This is a genomic window from Rhodococcus sp. p52 (genome assembly GCF_000763325.2).
GTDB classification, from domain to species: domain Bacteria; phylum Actinomycetota; class Actinomycetes; order Mycobacteriales; family Mycobacteriaceae; genus Rhodococcus; species Rhodococcus pyridinivorans.
Genome location: NZ_CP016819.1, coordinates 3,096,198 through 3,115,628, shown reverse-complemented (window position 1 = coordinate 3,115,628; position 19,431 = coordinate 3,096,198). Strand labels below are relative to the sequence as shown.

Here is a 19,431-nt window from a genome sequence, read left to right as displayed (position 1 = left end):
CGCTCAGATCGGCGGGGTCGCGCGACCCTGCATGGCTTCCCACACCCGCGACGGTGTCAACGGCATGTCGGCGTGCCGGACGCCGAGGGGTTTCAACGCATCGACCACGGCGTTGACGATCGCGGGTGGGGAACCGACCGTGGCGGATTCGCCGATGCCCTTCGCGCCGATCGGGTGATGCGGTGACGGAGTGACGGTGAACGCCGTCTCGAGCGTGGGTACCTCGAGGGCGGTGGGGATCAGGTAGTCCATGAACGACCCGCCCAGGCAGGTGCCGTTCTCGTCGAACGAGATCATCTCCATCAGGGCCATGCCGATCCCGTCGACGATGCCACCGTGCACCTGCCCTTCGATGATCATCGGGTTGATGCGGGTGCCGCAATCGTCCACGGCCAGGAACCTGCGGATCTTCACCTCCGCGGTGCCGGGATCGACGTCGACGACACAGAAGTAGGCGCCATAGGGATAGGTGAGGTTCTCGGGGTTGTAGCAGATCTGCGCCTCGAGACCGCCTTCGAGACCTTCGGGCAGATCGCCGGCGCCGTGGGCCCGCATCGCGATGTCCTGGATCGTGACCGCCGCCGACGGGTCGCCCTTGACTCGGAAGGTGCCCTTCTCCCATTCGAGATCGGCGACGGAGACCTCGAGCATGCCCGATGCGATTATCTTCGCCTTGTCGCGCACCTTGCGGGCTACCAGCGCGGCGGCCGCGCCGGACACCGGTGTCGAGCGGCTTCCGTAGGTGCCGAGCCCGAAGGGGGTGTTGTCGGTGTCTCCGTGGACGACGTCGATGTCGTCGGGCGGGATGCCGATCTCCTCCGCGACGATCTGCGCGAAAGTCGTCTCGTGTCCTTGCCCCTGGGACTGCACCGACAATCTCACCACGGCCTTGCCGGTGGGATGGACACGCAGTTCGCAGCCGTCCGCCATGCCGAGACCGAGGATGTCCATGTCCTTGCGCGGACCGGCGCCGACGGCCTCGGTGAAGAACGACATGCCGATACCCATCAGCTCACCCCGTGCGCGGCGTTCGGCCTGCTCGCGGCGCAGCTCGTCGTAGCCGACGATGTCCATGGCCTTGCGCATGGTGGTCTCGTAGTCGCCCGAGTCGTACTTCCAGCCGGTCTTGCTCGTGTAGGGGAACTGATCAGGGCGCAGGAGGTTTTTCAGGCGCAGTTCCGCAGGGTCCATGTCGAGGTCGTAGGCGAGGCAGTCGACGAGCCGTTCGACGAAGTACACGGCCTCGGTGATGCGGAACGAGCAGGCGTAGGCGACGCCGCCGGGTGCCTTGTTGGTGTAGACCGCGGTCATGTGGGAGTAGGCGGCCTCGATGTCGTAACTGCCGGTGAACACACCGAAGAAGCCGGCCGGATATTTCACCGGGGCCGCGGTGGCGTTGAAGGCGCCGTGGTCGGCGAGGACACGGGACCTGATCGCGAGGATGCGACCTTCCTTCGTCGCCGCGATCTCCCCGACCATAATGTAGTCGCGTGCGAAGCCGGTGCTCATGAGGTTCTCGCTGCGGTCCTCCATCCACTTCACCGGATGACCGGTGACCAGCGACGCGACGATCGCTCCGACGTAGCCGGGGTAGATGGGGACCTTATTGCCGAACCCCCCGCCGATGTCGGGTGAGATGACGCGGATCTTGTGCTCGGGCAGACCCGCCACCAGCGCGTACAGCGTGCGATGGGCGTGCGGGGCCTGTGTGGTGGACCAGAGCGTCAGCTTCCCGGAGATCCGGTCGTAATCGGCGACCGCACCGCAGGTCTCCATCGGCGCGGGATGCACGCGTGGATAGACGATCTCCTGCCGGGTGACGACGTCGGCCTTCGCGAAGACCGCGTCGGTGGCCGCGGCATCGCCGGTTTCCCAGTCGAAGCAGTGGTTGTCGGTCTTGCCGTCGAGATCGGTCCGGATCACCGGTGCCTCGGGCGACAGGGCCGTGCGCACGTCGACGACCGGGTCGAGCATCTCGTAGTCGACGTCGATCAGTTCGAGGGCGTCGCGCGCCGAGTAGTGGTCGTCGGCGACGACGAAGGCGACCTCCTGACCGTGGAAGCGCACCTTGTCGGTGGCCAGCACGGCCTGTACGTCGTTCGACAGCGTCGGCATCCAGGCGAGCCCCTTCTCTGCCAGATCGGCGCCCGTGATCACCGCCCGCACCTTCGGGTGCGCGAGGGCGGCGGACGTATCGATGCCGTTGATGCGCGCATGCGCAACCGGCGATCGGAGCACAGCGAGATGCAGCATGCCGGGCAGCCGGACGTCGTCGACGTAGTTGCCGCGGCCCCGCACGAACCGCGGGTCCTCCTTGCGCAGCATCCGGCCGTGTCCGCACGGCTTGCCATCGTTGTCCTGTTCCTCCGGGCGTGTGTCCGGTTCGACCGCGGTCATCACAACACCTCCGTGGGTTGCGCCTTCGAGGAGTGTTCGGCGGCCCACCGGACCGACCGGACGATGGTGGTGTAGCCGGTGCAGCGGCAGATCTGCCCGGAGATCGCCTCGCGGATCGTCGCCTCGTCGGGGTCGGGATCGCGGTCGAGCAGGGACCGCGCGGTGATCATCATTCCCGGGGTGCAGAAGCCGCACTGCAGTCCGTGGCAGCGCACGAAGCCTTCCTGCACGGGGTCGAGGACACCGTCGCGTTCGAGTCCCTCGACGGTGAGCACCTCGTGGCCGGCGGCCATGACCGCCAGCGTGGTGCACGACTTCACCGGCTCCCCGTCCACGGCGACGACACACGTACCGCAGTTGCTCGTGTCGCAACCCCAGTGGGTTCCGGTCAGACCGAGGTGGTCGCGCAGGAAGTGCACGAGCAGCGTCCGGGGTTCGACGTCGGCGGTGACACTCTCGCCGTTGACCGTCATCGAGATCTGCATCGGTTCACACCCTTTCGGTGACGCCGAGACGTTCGGCGGATTGGCGCAGGGCCCGCACCGTCAACTCCGATGCGAGGTGACGCTTGTAGGCGGCGGTGCCGCGCTGATCGGTCTCGGGATCGCATGCCGACGCGGCCGCCGCTCCCGCCTCGAGGAAGAGTTCCTCCGAGGCCGGCGAGCCGCGCAACAGCTCGGACACCCTCGACAGCGCCGCCTCGTCGGCGCGCACCGCCGTCAGCCCGACACGCGCGTCGGTGATGCGTCCGTCGTCCGACATCCACAGCGCGGCGCCCGCGGCGGCCACCGCCCAGTCGCCGGTGCGACGCTCGACCTTCTCGTACGCACTGGCCCCGGTGCCCTTCCTCGGCAGCCGCACCTCGACGAGCAGTTCGTTCGGGGCGACCGCCGTTTCGTAGGGGCCGAGATGGAAGTCGTGGAAATCGAGCTCGCGCACCCCGCCCGGTCCGCGTACGACACAGGTCGCGCCGAGCACTGCACACACGGTGGACAGATCCTCGGCAGGATCTGCCTGACACAACGACCCACCGAGCGTTCCACGATTGCGGACGACAGGATCGGCGATCACGCGCTCGGCATCGCGGAAGATCGGGAAGATCTCGGCGAGTTCGTCGGATTCGAGAAGCCGGCGGTGCCGGACCAGCGCACCGAGGCGCACGGACCCGGGTTCGAACACGATGTGATCGAGTTCGTCCGCGAGATCGTTGATGTCGATCAAGTACTCCGGATTCGCGAGCCGAAGTTTCATCATCGGCAGCAGACTGTGCCCGCCGGCGACGACCCGGGCCCCCTCTCCGTGCCGGTCGAGCAACTCGACGGCGTGATCCACTCCGGTGGCACGCTCGTACTCGAATGGGCCAGGAACCTGCATGAAGAACTCCCGCCATCAGGTGGCGCGGACCGGTTTCCCCCACCAGCCGCCCACGATTCCCCCTTGGTGCGCTCATAGTAGACCCGACTCGAGATCGATGCGACGAAACGGGCGAATCGGAATCGAATCGTTCCCCTGCGGTCGACGGTGTGTGCCGTAACGCCGCCGTCGTCCGGAGTCCTCGGCGGTGCGAGCGGATAGCGTGGAAGGAGCCGACCGGCGGACCCGACGGGAGCACCACACAGATCCATGGACGTGATCAACGAATTCATCATCGGCCAGGCCGCAGCCCTGTGGGTCTACCCGTTGCTCTTCGCCGTGTGCATCCTCGACGGCTTCTTCCCCCCGGTGCCCAGCGAGACCGTCCTGGTGACCCTGTCGTCCCTCTCCGGCTCGACCGGGCGTCCTTACCTGTGGATCGTCATCGTGCTCGCGGCGCTCGGCGCGATCATCGGTGACAACATCGCGTACGCGATCGGACGGAAGGTCGGTACCGAACGGTTCCGGTGGATGCGCCGCCCGAGGGCACGAGCCGCTTTCGCGTGGGCGCGGCGCGGACTCGACAAGCGCGGCGCCGCAGTGATCCTCACGGCGCGATACATCCCGATCGGCCGGATCGCTGTGAACATGACGGCCGGAGCGACCCGCTACCCGCGGCAGAAGTTCGTGCCGCTCACGATCCTCGGTGGCACGACCTGGGCGCTGTACTCGGCGTTCGTGGGGCGCCTCGTCGGCGGTTGGTTCGAATCGCAGCCGCTGTTCGGCGCCGCGGTCGCCATCTGCGTCGCGGTGGTCCTGGGTGTCGGAATCGACCATCTCATCCAACGGTTCAAGACCGGTCGAGTGGACGTTCCGCGGGGCGAATCGAGCCCCGACGACGAACGGGGCAGCACGCTCGAGCGCTGACCCCGGCGGGTACGAGGGTGTGTGCGGCGACCTCGGGGAGCACCCGCTAAGATTCTGGCCGCGCCTCCGTAGCTCAGCTGGATAGAGCAAGAGCCTTCTAATCTCTAGGTCGCAGGTTCGAGTCCTGCCGGGGGCACCTCGACCGCCGGCGGACCACCCGTCGCGGGGCCGCACATCATACCGGTGAACCGGGCATTTCGCCCGGCAGACAGGCCGTTCGGATCGTGTGTTTCTCATCCCACCTTGCCGCAGGGTTAACACATGCTAAGGGCCACGTCCTATAGTTCTCGTCGTAAATCCCGTGTTACAGAATCCTCACAGAGTCAGGTAGGTGGGCGTGTCGACATCGGACCGCATCGAAGAGATCTACGAGCAGGTCAAGGCCCGCAACGCAGGTGAACCCGAATTCCACCAGGCTGCGGCCGAAGTGTTCGAGTCTCTGCATGTCGTGCTCGAGCGGCACCCCGGATACTTCGAATCCGGTCTGATCGAGCGCCTGTGCGAGCCGGAGCGGCAGATCATCTTCCGCGTGCCGTGGATCGATGATCAAGGTAACGTCCACGTCAACCGTGGCTTCCGCGTGCAGTACAACAGCGTTCTCGGCCCCTATAAGGGCGGGCTGCGCTTCCACCCGAGCGTCAACCTCGGCATCGTCAAGTTCCTCGGCTTCGAGCAGATCTTCAAGAACGCCCTCACCGGCCTGCCCATCGGCGGCGGCAAGGGCGGCTCGGACTTCGACCCCCAGGGTCGCTCCGAGCAGGAGATCATGCGCTTCTGCCAGTCGTTCATGACCGAGCTGCACCGCCACATCGGTGAGTACACCGACGTCCCGGCCGGTGACATCGGCGTCGGCGGCCGCGAGATCGGGTACCTGTTCGGCCAGTACAAGCGCCTCACCAACTCCTACGAGTCCGGCGTCCTTACCGGCAAGGGCCTGACCTGGGGTGGTTCGCAGGTGCGCAAGGAGGCCACCGGTTACGGCGCGGCCTACTTCGTCAACGAGATGGCCAAGACCGCCGGCACCTCGCTCGACGGCCGCACCGCCGTCGTCTCGGGTTCGGGCAACGTCGCGATCTACGCCATCGAGAAGATCCACCAGCTCGGCGGCACCGCGATCGCGTGCTCCGACTCCTCCGGCTACATCGTCGACCGCAAGGGCCTCGACGTCGCTCTCCTCAAGGAGATCAAGGAGGTCCGCCGCGGACGCATCTCCGAGTACGTCGACGAGCGCGGCGACGCCGAGTTCTTCCCCGGCGGCAACATCTGGAACGTGCCGTGCGACGTCGCACTGCCGTGCGCCACGCAGAACGAACTCGACGAGGACTCGGCGAAGACCCTCGTCAACAACGGCGTGAAGATCGTCGCCGAGGGCGCCAACATGCCCACCACCCCGGGCGGCATCAGTGTCTTCCGTGACGCCGGAGTCGCCTTCGCGCCCGGCAAGGCCGCCAACGCCGGTGGTGTGGCGACCTCGGCGCTGGAGATGCAGCAGAACGCCTCGCGCGACTCGTGGCACTTCGACTACACCGACGAGCGTCTCGCCGGGATCATGGCCGACATCCACGGCCGCTGCGTCGAGACCGCCGCCGAGTACGGCAAGCCGGGCGACTACATCCACGGCGCCAACATCGCCGGCTTCGTGAAGGTCGCCGACGCCATGTTCGCACTGGGCGTCATCTGACGCTGTGTTCGCACCGGGCGTCATCTGACGACCGATTCTTCATGCGAAGTGCGGGTACCGACGAGTTCGGTACCCGCACTTCGCGTTTCGGGTGAAGAGTCGTCCCGCCGGAGAGTGCGGGGACGGCGACTCTAGCGGACGATCTGGCGGCGGTCGTCGGGGAGCCGGCGTGTGCGACCCGCCTTGTCGAGCCGGTCGAGCAACGGCAGGACCACCCGCCGTGTCGTTCCCAGGCGTTCGCGCGCGGCACTGGTCGTGAAGGGCTGGTCCAATTCGCCCAGCAGCTCCACGGCCGTGTCGGCGGCGTCGGGGAGCAGGACGATGCCCGGGCCCGCCCGCCACAACCGTCCGCTGCGTTCGGCCGCGCCGAGGGCCCGGTCGTCGAGGCCGAGCTCGCGTAGGCGATCGGCGGTCGGGGCCGCGAACGGGGCGGCCGACAGGTCGCGGCGCACCTGCTCGACGGCTTTGCGGATCTTCGGCGGTAGACCGTCGGCGCCGGGAGCGATCACCCGCCCCCCGACCACTTCGAGCGGAGGTCGCACCAGCGCCCGGACGAGGTCCGGCGTGGGAAGACGCAGCTGCGACGCCAGCACCGTCAACGGCGCCGCCGGATCCAGTGGATGGGTGCGGGCATGGGCCTGCACGAGTGTGGGCAGCCGGTCGGCGACGGCCTTCGCGAGACCGGGTGCGACGAGCCACGGCCCGACCGTCAGGTGCTCTCCCCGTGCGAGTGGGATGCCCAACTGTCGCAACCGTTGCCGGTGCAGGAGTCCGCGGCGGGCGAGTTCGTCGGCCAGGTGCGGTGTCCCGTCGGCCCCTGCCAGTTGCAGCGCGCGGCGTGCCGCCGCGCCGCGACGCCGGAATCGGGGTGGATCGGGGTCGAGAACGTCGGCCCGCCAGATCATCCGGCGGCCCGGGTCGCGCAGCAGGGCGCGGTCGCCGATCCGCAGGGGCAACGGGCCGTCGAGGGTGAGCCGGACGAGATCGTCGCCCAGCGGACGGCACCGGACACCGACGTCTGCGGCTCCGATGTGCAGCACCGGAGCAACGGGCGGCCGGTCGTCGCCGCTGATCCGAACGTCGACGACGGAGGTGTGGTGCCACGCGCCGGGCGTGACGAGCACACTGCCCCGTCCCAGGTCGTCGACCCGGCCGGTGAGATTGAGGGCGACCCGGGCCACGCCGCTCACCGCGGTCCGGTCGCGACCGAGTGCCTGCAGGCTGCGGACCCGCAGCGGTGTGTCCCCGAGCGCGAGGGTGTCCCCCACTCGCACCGTGCCCGCGGGAAGTGTTCCGGTGACGACGGTTCCGGATCCATGCACGGTGAACCGGCGGTCCACCCAGAGTCGGACGTCGGCCTGCGGATCGGGGTCCGGGAGCGAGGCGACCATCGTCGTCAGTGCGCTCCGGAGATCGTCGAGGCCCATCCCGGTCCGCCCGCTCACGGCGACGACGGGAGCCCCCGCCAGACTCGTGCGGGCGACCTCCGCCGCGGCCCGCGCGGCCGCGGGTCCCGGATCGGCGAGATCGGCGCGGGTGACGGCGACGACCGCGTGACGAACGCCGAGCGCGTCGAGCGCTGCGAGGTGTTCGGCCGCCTGCGGCATCCACGGATCGTCGGCGGCCACCACGAACAGCGCGGCGGGGACCGATCCCACTCCGGAGAGCATCGTCGTGAGGAATCGCTCGTGTCCGGGGACGTCGACGAAGGCGACCTCTCCAACCTCGGGCCAGGACGTCCAGCAGTAGCCGAGCTCGATGGTCAGTCCTCGTCGCCGTTCCTCGGCGAGCCGGTCCGGATTCGCACCGGTGAGCGCCTCGACCAGCGTCGACTTGCCGTGATCGACGTGACCGGCGGTCGCGACGACGTGCATCAGGATCCTTCGCGAGCGGCCACGCGCGTCACGGCGTCGATCAGCTCGCCGTCCTCGGCGGGGTCGACCGCGAGCAGGTCGAGCAGCAACCGGCCGCGTTCGACGCGGCCGACGACGGGGTGCTCGCCGAGACGCAACGGAAGAGCGAGGTGTTCGGGCAGGGCGATCGCGATGCTCGGCAGGACGACGTCCGGGGCGCCGCCGCCCCCGACGACGCCGTCGGAGTCGACCACCTCGGGTTGGCACTCCGAGGGCAGCGCCACGCAGATCGCCTGTGCGCGGGCGCGGAGATCTTCCGGGCGGGAGGCCAGCGCCGACGCCACGGGTGGCATCGGTCCCGTCAGGGTCGCTTCGAGAGCGGCCAGGGTGAGCTTGTCGACGCGCAGCGCCCGCGCGAACGGGTCGCGCCGCAGGCGTTCCACGAGTTCGGCCCGTCCGAGCAGCAGGCCGGCCTGCGGACCGCCGAGGAGCTTGTCGCCCGAGGCGGTCACCAGGTCGGCGCCGGCACGCAGCGCGGTGGTGGCGTCGGGTTCGTTCGACAGCCGCGGATGCGGCGCGAGCAAACCCGATCCGATGTCGACCACGACGGGCGGTCCGAGTCCGGAGAGTTCCCGGACCGACACCGACGACGTGAAGCCGCTGACGGTGAAGTTCGAGGGATGCACCTTGAGGACGAAGGCGGTGTCGTCGTCGACGGCCGCGGCGTAGTCGCTCAGGCGCACGCGGTTGGTGGTGCCGACCTCACGCAGCGTCGCGCCCACGGATTCCAGCAGTTCCGGGATCCGGAAGCCGTCACCGATCTCGACCAGTTCGCCCCGTGCGATCACGATCGAGCGACCACCGCGTGTGAGCACCCGGGTGACCAGGGCGAGAGCCGCGGCACCGTTGTTGACGACGTGGATGCCGCCGGCGTCGGGTACCTGTTCGGCGAGTGCTTCGAGGGCGCCGCGTCCTCGCCGTCCGCGCCGACCGGTGGCCAGGTCGAGTTCGACGTCGGTGGCGCCCGCCGCGGTGGACACCGCCTCGACCGCCGCTCGGGACAGCGGGGCGCGACCGAGATTGGTGTGCACCACCACGCCGGTCGCGTTGACGACGCGGCGCAGGGTGGTCGCCTGCTGCGGCAGCGACGCGACCGCGACGTCGGCGACGGCATCGGGCCCGATCTCGCCGTCGCGGCACCGTTGCTGGGCCGCGACGACGGTCTGCTTGACCAGTCGGGCGCCCAGCCGGTCGACGGCCTCGCGCAGGCGCGGATCGGCCAGGACCTGGTCGGTGCGGGGAACGTCCCGTCTCGGATCCGGCACGCGCTCCTCATCCCACGGTCGACGAAAACATTTGGCGGAGGCGGACGGGAATCGAACCCGCCCAGCCCAGATACTGGGCCACAACGGTTTTGAAGACCGCGACCGTCACCAGACGAGAACCACCTCCGCGCTCACCCTAACCGAAGTCGGGCCCTCGGTTACGACTCGCCCGTATGTTTGGGTCCATGACCGCACACGTCGACCTTCCCGAGGGCGCCATCCGACTCACCCAGTACGCCGCCGGCGGCGGTTGCGCATGCAAGGTTCCGCCGGGTGAACTCGAACGGGTGCTCGGCGGTCTGCAGGGTGGACGGGCCGCCGGCGAACTGTTGGTGGGTGTGGAGAACGGCGACGACGGAGCCGCGGTCCGAATCGATCCGGCGCCCGACGGCAGCGGCCGGGCCGTCATCGTGACGGCCGACTTCTTCACCCCGGTCGTCGACGACGCCTACGACTGGGGACGGATCGCCGCCACCAACGCCATGTCCGACGTCTACGCCATGGGTGGCACGCCGATCATCGCGGTCAACCTCCTGGGCTGGCCGCGCGAGCTCATCCCGTTCGAACTCGCCGCCGAGGTGATGCGCGGCGGCGCCGACGCGTGCGCCGAGGCAGGTGCTCATCTCGCCGGCGGGCACAGCATCGACGACCGGGAGCCGAAGTACGGGCTGGCCGTGACCGGTCTGGGCGATCCGGATCGCCTGCTGCGCAACGACGCTGCCACGCCCGGCCTGCCGCTCACCCTCACCAAGCCGCTCGGTCTCGGCATCCTGAACAACCGGCACAAGGCCACCGGCGAGCAGTTCGAGGAAGCGGTCGCGGTGATGACGACACTCAACCGCGAGGCGGCGCAACTCGCGCACGAGGCCGGTGTCCGTGCCGCCACCGACGTCACCGGTTTCGGTCTGCTCGGGCACCTGATGAAGATGATGCGGGCCAGCGGCACGACCGCCGTGATCGACTCCGCGGCCGTGCCGTACGTCGCCGGGGCGCGGGAGTCGCTCGCGGAGGGATTCGTCCCCGGCGGGAGCCGGCGCAATCTCGACTGGGTACGCGACGCGGTCGACTCCGAGGTGGACGACGACGAACTGCTCCTGCTCGCCGACGCCCAGACGTCCGGCGGTCTGCTGGTCGTCGGTGAGTTGCCCGGTCATCCGGTCGTCGGCGAGGTGGTTCCCGCGGGCGAACACGCGATCCGGGTGCGCTGACCCCGTTCATCGTCGGACATGCCGACACACCTGCACCGGATTAACCGGCACGAAGCGGGGGTAGACGGTAGCTTCGGAACGAGAGCGCAGGAAAGGAGCACAGATGGCGGAGAAGGACACGTCCCTCCCCTGGCCCGTCCTGCGCCAGTTCCTCGGGAAGGACCTGCTCGGACGCGGCAAGGCCGCACGGTCCCGTCGTACCGAGGAGATCGAACCGCGCACCTCCACCGCCGATCGTGTCGCCCGCAGCGTGTGCCCCTACTGCGCTGTCGGATGCGGACAGAAGATCTTCGTCAAGGACGACAAGGTCGTCCAGATCGAGGGCGATCCCGACAGTCCGGTGAACCGCGGGCGCCTGTGTCCCAAGGGTTCGGCGAGCAAAAACCTCGTCACCAGCGAGCTGCGCGAGACCCGGGTCCGCTACCGCCGGCCCTACGGCACCGAATGGGAAGACCTCGATCTCGACACGGCCATGGAGATGGTCGTCGACCGCGTGCTGAAGCCCCGCCGCGAGACCTGGCAGGAATTCGACGACAAGGGCCACCGTGTCCGGCGCACGATGGGTATCGCCAGTCTCGGCGGTGCCACGCTGGACAACGAGGAGAACTACCTCATCAAGAAGCTGTTCACAGCGATGGGGGCGGTCCAGATCGAGAATCAGGCCCGCATATGACACTCCGCCACCGTCCCCGGTCTGGGGACCAGCTTCGGGCGCGGCGGTGCCACCGGCTACACGGCCGACCTGGCGAACGCTGACTGCATCATCATCCAGGGTTCCAACATGGCCGAGGCCCACCCGGTGGGCTTCCAGTGGGTCGTGGAGGCCCAGAAACGCGGTGCCCGCGTCATCCACATCGACCCGCGCTTCACCCGTACCAGCGCGGTGGCGGACAAGCACGTCCCGATCCGGGTCGGCAGCGACATCGCCTTCCTCGGCGGCATCGTCAACTACATCCTGAGCAACGAGCTGGACTTCCGCGAGTACGTCGTCAACTACACGAACGCCGCGGTGCTCGTCGGCGACAAGTTCGAGGACACCGACGATCTCGACGGGCTCTTCTCGGGCTTCGACCCCGAGAAGCGGACCTACGATCCGACGAGCTGGCAGTACGACGTGGAGGACGAATCCGGCGACCTGCACAAGTCGCAGGCCAACGGCTCCGAGGAGCACGCCGAGCATCGGGAGACGGCCGCGGGCCTGCAGAACGAGGCGCACGGCATGCAGACGGCGAGCCACCCGAGGCGCGATGAGACGCTGCAGCACCCGCGGTGCGTCTACCAGGTGCTCAAGCGGCACTTCGCCCGCTACACCCCCGAGGTGGTCGAGCAGGTGTGCGGCGTCTCGCAGGAGGACTTCCTCGACGTCTGCCGCACGTGGACCGAGAACTCCGGCCGGGAGCGGACGACGGCGCTCGTCTACAGCGTGGGCTGGACCCAGCACAGTGTCGGTGTGCAGTACATCCGCACCGGCGCGATCCTGCAGCTGCTGCTCGGCAACATGGGCCGCCCCGGCGGAGGCATCATGGCGCTGCGCGGTCATGCCAGCATCCAGGGCTCGACCGACATCCCGACGTTGTTCAACCTGTTGCCCGGCTACCTGCCGATGCCCGACGCGAACAAGCACCACTCGTTCACGGACTGGGTCGACAGCGTGCGCAACCCGGGCAGCAAGGGTTTCTGGTCGAAGGCCGACGCCTACGCCGTGAACCTGCTCAAGGCGTACTGGGGCGACGCGGCGAACGCCGACAACGACTACTGCTTCGACTACATGCCGAAGATCACCGGCGACCACGGCACCTACCGTTCGGTGCTCGACATGATCGACGGAAAGGTCAAGGGCTACTTCCTCCTCGGCCAGAATCCGGCCGTCGGCTCCGCCCACGGGCGCGCCCAGCGGCTCGGGATGGCGAACCTCGACTGGCTCGTGGTGCGCGACCTGTTCGAGATCGAGAGTGCCAACTTCTGGAAGGACTCCCCGGAGGTCGAGACCGGCGAGATCGTGACCGAGGAGTGCGCCACCGAGGTGTTCCTCTTCCCGGCTGCGTCCTACGCCGAGAAGGAAGGCACCTTCACGCAGACCCAGCGGATGCTGCAGTGGCGGGAGAAGGCCGTCGAGCCGCCGGAGGACTGCCGCTCGGAACTGTGGTTCTTCTACCACCTCGGCCGCATGATGCGGGAGCGTCTGGCCGAGTCCACCGACGAGCGCGACCGCCCGCTGCTCGACCTGGCGTGGGACTACCCCGTGCACGGCGAGCACGACGAGCCGAGTGCCGAGGCGGTGCTCATGGAGATCAACGGTTACGACGTCGCGACCCGTCGGCCACTGTCGTCGTTCACCGAGATGAAGAACGACGGCTCCACCCTCGGTGGCTGCTGGATCTACACCGGGGTCTACGCCGACGGCGTCAACCAGGCCAACCGGCGTAAGTCCCGGCACGAGCAGTCGTTCGTGGCTCCCGAGTGGGGCTGGGCGTGGCCGATGAACCGCCGCATCCTGTACAACCGGGCATCCGCCGACCCCGAGGGCAGGCCGTGGAGCGAACGCAAGGCCTACGTGTGGTGGGACGAGGACGCACAGCAGTGGACAGGTGCGGACGTGCCGGACTTCGAGAAGACGAAGCCGCCGAGCTACCGCTCCCCCGACGGCGCCGACGGTGTCGAGGCGCTCGAAGGGATCGATCCGTTCATCATGCAGGGCGACGGCAAGGGTGCCCTCTACGCCCCCCCGGGGCTCGTCGACGGTCCGATGCCGACGCACTACGAACCGGTGGAGTCGCCGTTCCGCAATCCGCTCTACGCGCAGCAGGCCAACCCGACGCGCATGGAGTACCGGCGTGACGACAATCCGATGAACCCCTCACCGCCGGAAGAACACAGCGACGTGTTCCCCTTCGTGTTCACGACGAGTCGTCTCACCGAGCACCACACCGCCGGCGGCATGAGCCGCTATCTCGAACATCTCGCCGAACTGCAACCGGAGATGTTCGTGGAGGTCTCCCCCGCCCTGGCGGCCGAACGCGGACTCGAGCACATGGGCTGGTGCCACGTCGTCACCGCCCGCTCTGCGATCGAGGGCCGGGTCCTGGTGACCGAGCGGTTGCGTCCGCTGAAGGTGGAGGGACGGACCGTCCACCAGGTGTGGATGCCCTATCACTGGGGCAGCGGCGGCATGGTGACCGGCGACTCGACCAACGATCTGATCGGAATCACGCTGGACCCCAACGTACTCATCCAGGAGAGCAAGGTCGGCACGTGCGACGTCCGGGCCGGACGTCGTCCGTCCGGAGCGGCATTGCGGGAGTACGTCGAGGGATATGCACGGCGGGCCGGGGTAACCGATGACGTGTACCCACCCATCGTGACGGTCCCGGACGGCGATACGGCCTCGGACGATCCACGTGACCCGGAGGAGGACGAGTGACCGGTCCCAACAGCTTCTTCGGACCGATCGATCCGGCACCCGATGCCGGGTACGAGGATCCGCCTGCTCGCAAGGGCTTCTTCACCGACACCAGTGTGTGCATCGGGTGTAAGGCCTGCGAGGTGGCCTGCAAGGAGTGGAACGACGTCCCCGAGAACGCCTTTGCGATGCTCGGCACGTCCTACGACAACAGTCATTCGCTCAACGCCAACCAGTGGCGGCACGTCGCCTTCATCGAGCGCCCTGCGGAATCCAAGCCCGCGGTCTCGCTGGGAATGCCGACCGTCGGGGCGACCCCGACGGAGCTCCCGGAGGAGGAGAAGCCGGACTTCCGCTGGTTGATGTCCTCGGACGTGTGCAAGCACTGCACCCACGCGGCGTGCCTCGACGTGTGCCCGACCGGCTCGCTGTTCCGCAGCGAGTTCGGCACGGTGGTCGTGCAGGACGACATCTGCAACGGTTGCGGATACTGCGTGGCCGCCTGCCCGTACGGTGTCATCGACCGCCGCAAGGGCCCGGAGGGCGACCCGAAGGTCGGTATCGCCCAGAAGTGCACCCTCTGCTACGACCGGCTCACCGACGGCCAGACACCGTCCTGCGCGCAGGCGTGCCCCACGGAGTCGATCCAGTACGGCGACGTAGAAGAGTTGCGCGCCCGCGCCGAGGAAAGACTGGCAACCCTGCACGAGCGCGGTGTGAGCGAGGCGCGGCTCTACGGCAACGATCCCGAGGACGGGGTCGGCGGGACCGGCGCCTTCTTCCTGCTCCTCGACGAACCGGAGGTCTACGGCCTTCCGCCGGATCCGGTGGTGACGACCAAGGACCTGCCGGAGATGTGGACGCGCGCCGCCGTCGCGGCCGTCGCGATGCTGGCGGGCGCCGCCGCGTCGTTCCTGAGGAGGCGCGGATGACCCAGGTGCAGCACGGCGGCAGCCCGGGCAACCCCCGCCGGTCCGGTGGCGGTCGCGGCGGCGACCCGGTGATGGTGCCGGAGGCCGACTTCGAGTCCTATTACGGGCGCCAGATCGTGAAACCGGCTCCGTGGGAACACGACATCGCGATCTACCTGTTCACGGGGGGCGTGGCCGCGGGCAGTTCGCTGCTCGCCGCGGGCGCCGATCTCACGGGGCGGCCCGCCCTGCGCCGGGTGGCCCGATTCGGTTCGCTCACAGCGCTGCTCGTCAGTGTCGGTGCTCTGGTCCACGATCTCGGCAAACCCAGTCGCTTCCTCAACATGCTGCGGGTCGCGAAACCGACCTCACCGATGTCGGTCGGGACGTGGATCCTGTCGTTGCACGGTCCGTTCGCGGGTCTCGCATCGGTCGCCGAGATCGCCGAGATGCTCCCCGCCCGGTGGAAGCGCGGGCCGGTACGCCTGCTGCTCGCCCTCGGCCGACCCGCCGGGATCGTCGGCGCGCTGACAGCACCACCGGTCGCCGCGTACACCGGAGTCCTGTTGTCCGACACCGCAACTCCGGCCTGGCACTCCGCCTACAAGGAGATCCCCTTCGTGTTCTGCGGGTCGGCCGCTGCCGCGTCGGGCGGTCTCGGACTGCTGGGCACGCCGGTCGCCGAGGCGGGGCCGGCGCGCGCCTTCGCGGTCGGCGGTGCGCTCGTCGAACTCGCGACCGAGCAGCAGATGGAGAAGTCGATGGGCCTGTCGGCCGAGACGCTCCACCACGGCCGTCCCGGGCGACTGATGAAGGCCAGCAAGGCGTTGACGGTGGCCGGTGCGCTCGGCGCACTCGTCGGTCGCCGCAATCGGGTGGTGTCGGCGGTGTCCGGCGCCGCACTCATGGTCGGTTCGCTGTGCACGCGACTCGGCGTCTACGAAGCCGGCATCGCGTCGGCGAAGGATCCCAAGTACACCGTCGTTCCCCAGCGTGAACGAGTCGATCGCGGGGACCCCGTTCGTTACCGCAGCTGAGATCCGGCTCGCGGGCAGGACGAGGGAGAACGCATGGACTCCGGCAAGCCTACGCGCGAACCACACGGCGACGCCGCGACGGCTCAGCCTCCGGGCAGCTTCCGCTGGCTCCTCGTGGCCGGGGGTCTGTTGCTGCAGTTCTCGATCGGCGCGGTCTACGCGTGGTCGGTCTTCGGCGGAGCCCTCGAGAGCGCCGACTCCTGGCAACTGAGCACGGTCCGGGCCTCACTGCCGTTCACCGTGACCATCGGCATGATCTTCATCGGCACCTATCTCGGTGGCCGACTGCAGGATCTGAAAGGTCCCCGAGTCGTCGCGTTGATCGGCGGCATCATCTATGCGCTCGGCATCCTGCTCGCCTCGTTCACCGACGGAGCCGAGGACTACTGGCTGCTCATCCTCGGGTACGGCATCATCAGCGGTTTCGGGCTGGGCTTCGCGTACATCGTCCCGATCGCCATGCTGCAGAAGTGGTTCCCCGACAAGACCGGTCTCATCACCGGACTCGCTGTGGGCGGTTTCGGGTTCGGCGCGGTGCTCACCTCGCCGGTCGCGCAGTGGCTCATCGACCGGAATCCGGACGATCCCACGAGTGCGTTCCTGCCGTTGGGTATCGCCTACCTCGTGATGTCGCTGGCCGGTGCGGCCCTCTTCCGCAATCCGCCCGAGGGGTACACCGTGCCGGGCTTCGAACCCACCGGCAGCGACGGCAGCGGGAGCGACCGCGGCAAGGAGTACACCCAGGGCGAGGCCTTGCGCACGCCCCAGTGGTACCTCCTGACCGCCATCCTCACCCTGTGCGTGACCGCCGGCATCTCCCTGATCTCGCAGGCGAAGCCGAGCGCATCCGACATCGCCGGTTTCAGCGCCTCCGGCGCGGCGGCGCTCGTGGGTGCGCTCGCGATCTTCAACGGCGCAGGCCGGATCGTCTGGGCGGCGATCTCCGACCGTATCGGCCGGATGAAGACCTTCACCGCACTGCTCGTGCTGCAGGGCGTGTGCCTGATCGTGCTGCCGCACGCCAGTGGCGTGGTGCTGTTCTCGATCCTGGCCGCGATCATCTACCTCTGCTACGGCGGCGCATTCGGCACCATGCCCGCCACCGCCGGCGACTTCTTCGGGGTCCGCAACGCCGGCGCCATCTACGGCCTGATGCTCATCGGGTGGAGCATCGGCGGCATCATCGGCCCGATCATCGCGTCTACGCTCCTCGGCGACGACAAGGCCTATACCCTCGCCTACACCACCATCGGCATCATCGCGCTCGTATCGGTCGTGCTCACGATGATCACGAAGGTACCCGCGGCACGCCGGGAGTCGGCCTCGGCCCGGTCCTGATCCGGAGCGCCGCCCTGCTCGCTCACACTCGGGGCGCTTCGTGGGTGTGCAACCACGAGACGACCTGCGTGCGGGAGTGCACGCCGAGTGTGTCGAGGATCCGTTCCAGGACACCGTTCGCCGCGTCGACTGCAGAGCCGAGGCGCCCGAGATGGAAATGGGCGAGCCCCGAGACCCACAGCGCAGAGGCCTTGTTCCACCGCTCGCCGTGCTGGCCCGCCATCTCGACGACACGAGCACACGCCTTCAGGGCGTCGTCGCGTCGTCCGTCGTAGGTCTGCGCCATCGCCAGCTGGAACAGGCAGGTCAGCTGGGCGGCGTGGTGGCCGTGCGTACGATGCACCCGGGCCGCACGGAGGTAGAGGCCGATCGCCTCGGCCGTCGCCCCGCAGAACAGTGCGTGCAGAGCGCTCCAGTGCGCGACGAGGTGGCCGGGTCCGTCACCCCGCACCACCTCGAGCGTCCCCGCGCGGTAGGAACTCGATCCGCCCTTCCGATCCGCTACTCCGCGGGAGGGGCCGAGCGACGATCCGACGTCGCCGGCCCTTCTCCGCGTTCCTCGTCGTCGCGCGCGGCGCGGGCGGCCTCGCGCATCTCGATCGCGTCGGTGATCAACTCACCGATCTCGCGGGTGACGTCGCGGACCGCTCCGGTGATGATCCCCGCGATCGCGCCGACGTGGGTGGCCGCCGACTCGGTGACCTCCTGGATCGTGTCCTTGTTACGCTCGAATCTTCCCACCATGTTCGACCCCCTCGATCGTGTCGTCCGCGAGGGTACCCGCATCGTCGAGCGGGCGATCGGTGGAGCGGTGACGTTCGATGATCACCCGCGACTCGGGTTCGGGCGCGAACCAGCCGGGAGGGAGAGCAAGCGTGAAGATCTTCTTCCACACCGACGTCACCTGGGCGGTGAAGCCACCGGTGTTGTACGGAAGTCCGTGCTTCTCGCACAGTTCCCTGACCTTCGGCGCGAGCTCCGGATAGCGGTGCGCCGGCAGGTCGGGGAACAGGTGGTGCTCGATCTGGTGCGACAGGTTGCCCGACATGATGTGGAACAACGGCGACCCGGTGATGTTCGCGCTGCCCAGCATCTGCCGGACGTACCACTCACCACGGGTCTCCTCGGCGGTCTCCTCCTCCGTGAAGGACTGCACGCCGGACGGGAAGTGGCCGCAGAAGATGATCGAGTACGCCCACACGTTGCGCACCAGATTGGCGGTCGCGTTGCCGAGCAGCGTCGGGAAGAACATCGGTCCGCTCAGCAGCGGGAAGGCGATGTAGTCCTTGATCACCTGACGGCGCGCCTTGCGCCACCAGCCTTTCGCGATCGGGATCACGTCGCGCCACGAGCGTTTCCCGGCGACGATCCGGTCGACCTCCGCGTCGTGCATCATCACGCCCCACTCGAACAGCAGCATGAGGGCGGTCGCGTAGACCGGGTTGCCGAGATAGTAGGGATGCCACTTCTGGGCCGGGTCCATGCGCAGGATCCCGTATCCTATGTCGCGGTCCTGGCCGAGGATGTTGGTGTAGGTGTGGTGCACGTAGTTGTGCGAGTGCCGCCACTGGTCCGACGGGCACACCGTGTCCCATTCGAAGACACGGGAATTCAGCGACGGCTCGCGCATCCAGTCGTATTGACCGTGCATGACGTTGTGCCCAATCTCCATGTTGTCGAGGATCTTCGACACGCTCAGCGCCGCGACACCGGCGACCCATGCGGGCGGGAGGAATCCGACGAAGAGCAGACCGCGACCGGCGATCTCGAATCCGCGCTGCGCCCTGATGATCCGGTAGAGATACTCACGGTCCTCGTCACCGAGGGATGCGAGCGTCTGCTCCCGCAGTGCGTCGAGTTCGCGGCCGATCTCCTCGACACTGTCGTGGTCGAGGACGAGCGGTTCGTTCTCGACCGAAGAGCTGCGGTCGGACAGGAAGGGCAGGAAGGGAACGGTGGGTAGGGACAATCCGAACATGATGTCCTCCAATGATTTCGGTG

At 68.3% G+C, this 19,431-nt stretch carries 15 protein-coding genes and 2 tRNA genes; 8 read left to right on the top strand and 9 right to left on the bottom strand.

Annotated elements, in window-relative coordinates; all coding sequences use genetic code 11:
- Positions 1 to 3: 3 nt before the first annotated feature.
- Genes IM25_RS14385 through IM25_RS14375 form a run of 3 tightly spaced genes read right to left on the bottom strand, consistent with a single transcriptional unit; the run spans position 4 to position 3,771 of the window.
- A complete protein-coding gene (locus IM25_RS14385) occupies positions 4 to 2,397 on the bottom strand; it encodes an aerobic carbon-monoxide dehydrogenase large subunit (protein WP_006551114.1) in 2,394 nt (797 codons plus the stop codon).
- Positions 2,397 to 2,882 (bottom strand): (2Fe-2S)-binding protein, encoded by a 486-nt coding sequence (locus tag IM25_RS14380; RefSeq protein ID WP_006551113.1) that lies wholly within the window; start codon positions 2,880 to 2,882, stop codon positions 2,397 to 2,399. Before IM25_RS14380 ends, IM25_RS14385 begins: the two co-directional genes overlap by 1 nt.
- 4 nt (positions 2,883 to 2,886) lie before the next feature.
- The gene (locus IM25_RS14375; protein ID WP_033096446.1) at positions 2,887 to 3,771 is read right to left on the bottom strand and encodes an FAD binding domain-containing protein; all 885 of its coding nucleotides are present in this window, start codon (positions 3,769 to 3,771) and stop codon (positions 2,887 to 2,889) included.
- Between the two features lie 249 nt (positions 3,772 to 4,020).
- On the opposite strand from IM25_RS14375, the gene IM25_RS14370 reads away from it, so the two are divergent.
- The 3 genes from IM25_RS14370 to gdhA all read left to right on the top strand — a co-directional run bounded on the left by IM25_RS14370 (position 4,021) and on the right by gdhA (position 6,358).
- Positions 4,021 to 4,677, top strand: coding sequence for a DedA family protein (locus tag IM25_RS14370; protein ID WP_006551111.1), 657 nt, complete (start codon positions 4,021 to 4,023; stop codon positions 4,675 to 4,677).
- Between the two features lie 62 nt (positions 4,678 to 4,739).
- Positions 4,740 to 4,813: transfer RNA gene (locus IM25_RS14365), tRNA-Arg, on the top strand.
- A 201-nt stretch (positions 4,814 to 5,014) separates the two neighbouring features.
- Positions 5,015 to 6,358 carry an NADP-specific glutamate dehydrogenase gene (gdhA, locus tag IM25_RS14360; RefSeq protein WP_065996530.1) on the top strand — a complete coding sequence of 448 codons (1,344 nt, stop codon included), beginning with the start codon at positions 5,015 to 5,017 and terminating at the stop codon, positions 6,356 to 6,358.
- Between the two features lie 131 nt (positions 6,359 to 6,489).
- Here the strand turns inward: gdhA and selB are convergent, their stop codons facing one another.
- The 3 genes from selB to IM25_RS14345 form a co-directional block, all read right to left on the bottom strand.
- On the bottom strand, positions 6,490 to 8,232 hold the full coding sequence (gene selB, locus IM25_RS14355) for a selenocysteine-specific translation elongation factor (protein WP_033096445.1): 1,743 nt from the start codon (positions 8,230 to 8,232) through the stop codon (positions 6,490 to 6,492).
- Positions 8,232 to 9,536, bottom strand: a complete 1,305-nt coding sequence (gene selA / locus IM25_RS14350; RefSeq protein ID WP_033096444.1) for an L-seryl-tRNA(Sec) selenium transferase — start codon at positions 9,534 to 9,536, stop codon at positions 8,232 to 8,234. Before selA ends, selB begins: the two co-directional genes overlap by 1 nt.
- Positions 9,537 to 9,568: 32 nt before the next feature.
- Positions 9,569 to 9,663 (bottom strand) — tRNA-Sec (locus IM25_RS14345).
- 58 nt (positions 9,664 to 9,721) lie between these two features.
- Between IM25_RS14345 and selD the strand changes: the two genes are divergently transcribed.
- The 5 genes from selD (at position 9,722) to IM25_RS14315 (ending at position 17,430) form a co-directional block, all read left to right on the top strand.
- Entirely contained in the window at positions 9,722 to 10,744 is a 1,023-nt protein-coding gene (selD, locus tag IM25_RS14340) for a selenide, water dikinase SelD (protein WP_006554389.1), read from the top strand.
- A 103-nt stretch (positions 10,745 to 10,847) separates the two neighbouring features.
- On the top strand, positions 10,848 to 14,165 hold the full coding sequence (gene fdh / locus IM25_RS14330; RefSeq protein WP_232333330.1) for a formate dehydrogenase: 3,318 nt from the start codon (positions 10,848 to 10,850) through the stop codon (positions 14,163 to 14,165).
- Positions 14,162 to 15,076: a 4Fe-4S dicluster domain-containing protein gene (locus IM25_RS14325; RefSeq protein WP_019289017.1), complete on the top strand. Its 915-nt coding sequence runs from the start codon at positions 14,162 to 14,164 to the stop codon at positions 15,074 to 15,076. The genes fdh and IM25_RS14325 overlap by 4 nt, the downstream gene beginning before the upstream one ends.
- Positions 15,073 to 16,092 carry an NrfD/PsrC family molybdoenzyme membrane anchor subunit gene (nrfD, locus tag IM25_RS14320; RefSeq protein ID WP_065996135.1) on the top strand — a complete coding sequence of 340 codons (1,020 nt, stop codon included), beginning with the start codon at positions 15,073 to 15,075 and terminating at the stop codon, positions 16,090 to 16,092. The genes IM25_RS14325 and nrfD overlap by 4 nt, the downstream gene beginning before the upstream one ends.
- A gap of 33 nt (positions 16,093 to 16,125) precedes the next feature.
- Positions 16,126 to 17,430 carry an L-lactate MFS transporter gene (locus IM25_RS14315; RefSeq protein ID WP_033096441.1) on the top strand — a complete coding sequence of 435 codons (1,305 nt, stop codon included), beginning with the start codon at positions 16,126 to 16,128 and terminating at the stop codon, positions 17,428 to 17,430.
- Positions 17,431 to 17,452: 22 nt separating this feature from the next.
- Here the strand turns inward: IM25_RS14315 and IM25_RS14310 are convergent, their stop codons facing one another.
- The 3 genes from IM25_RS14310 to IM25_RS14300 are packed head-to-tail and all read right to left on the bottom strand — an operon-like array spanning position 17,453 to position 19,408.
- Complete coding sequence (locus tag IM25_RS14310) at positions 17,453 to 17,881, bottom strand: hypothetical protein (protein WP_232333329.1); 429 nt, start codon at positions 17,879 to 17,881, stop codon at positions 17,453 to 17,455.
- A gap of 50 nt (positions 17,882 to 17,931) precedes the next feature.
- On the bottom strand, positions 17,932 to 18,174 hold the full coding sequence (locus IM25_RS14305) for a hypothetical protein (protein WP_006554382.1): 243 nt from the start codon (positions 18,172 to 18,174) through the stop codon (positions 17,932 to 17,934).
- Entirely contained in the window at positions 18,152 to 19,408 is a 1,257-nt protein-coding gene (locus tag IM25_RS14300; protein WP_033096439.1) for a fatty acid desaturase family protein, read from the bottom strand. Before IM25_RS14300 ends, IM25_RS14305 begins: the two co-directional genes overlap by 23 nt.
- Between the last annotated feature and the right edge of the window lie 23 nt (positions 19,409 to 19,431).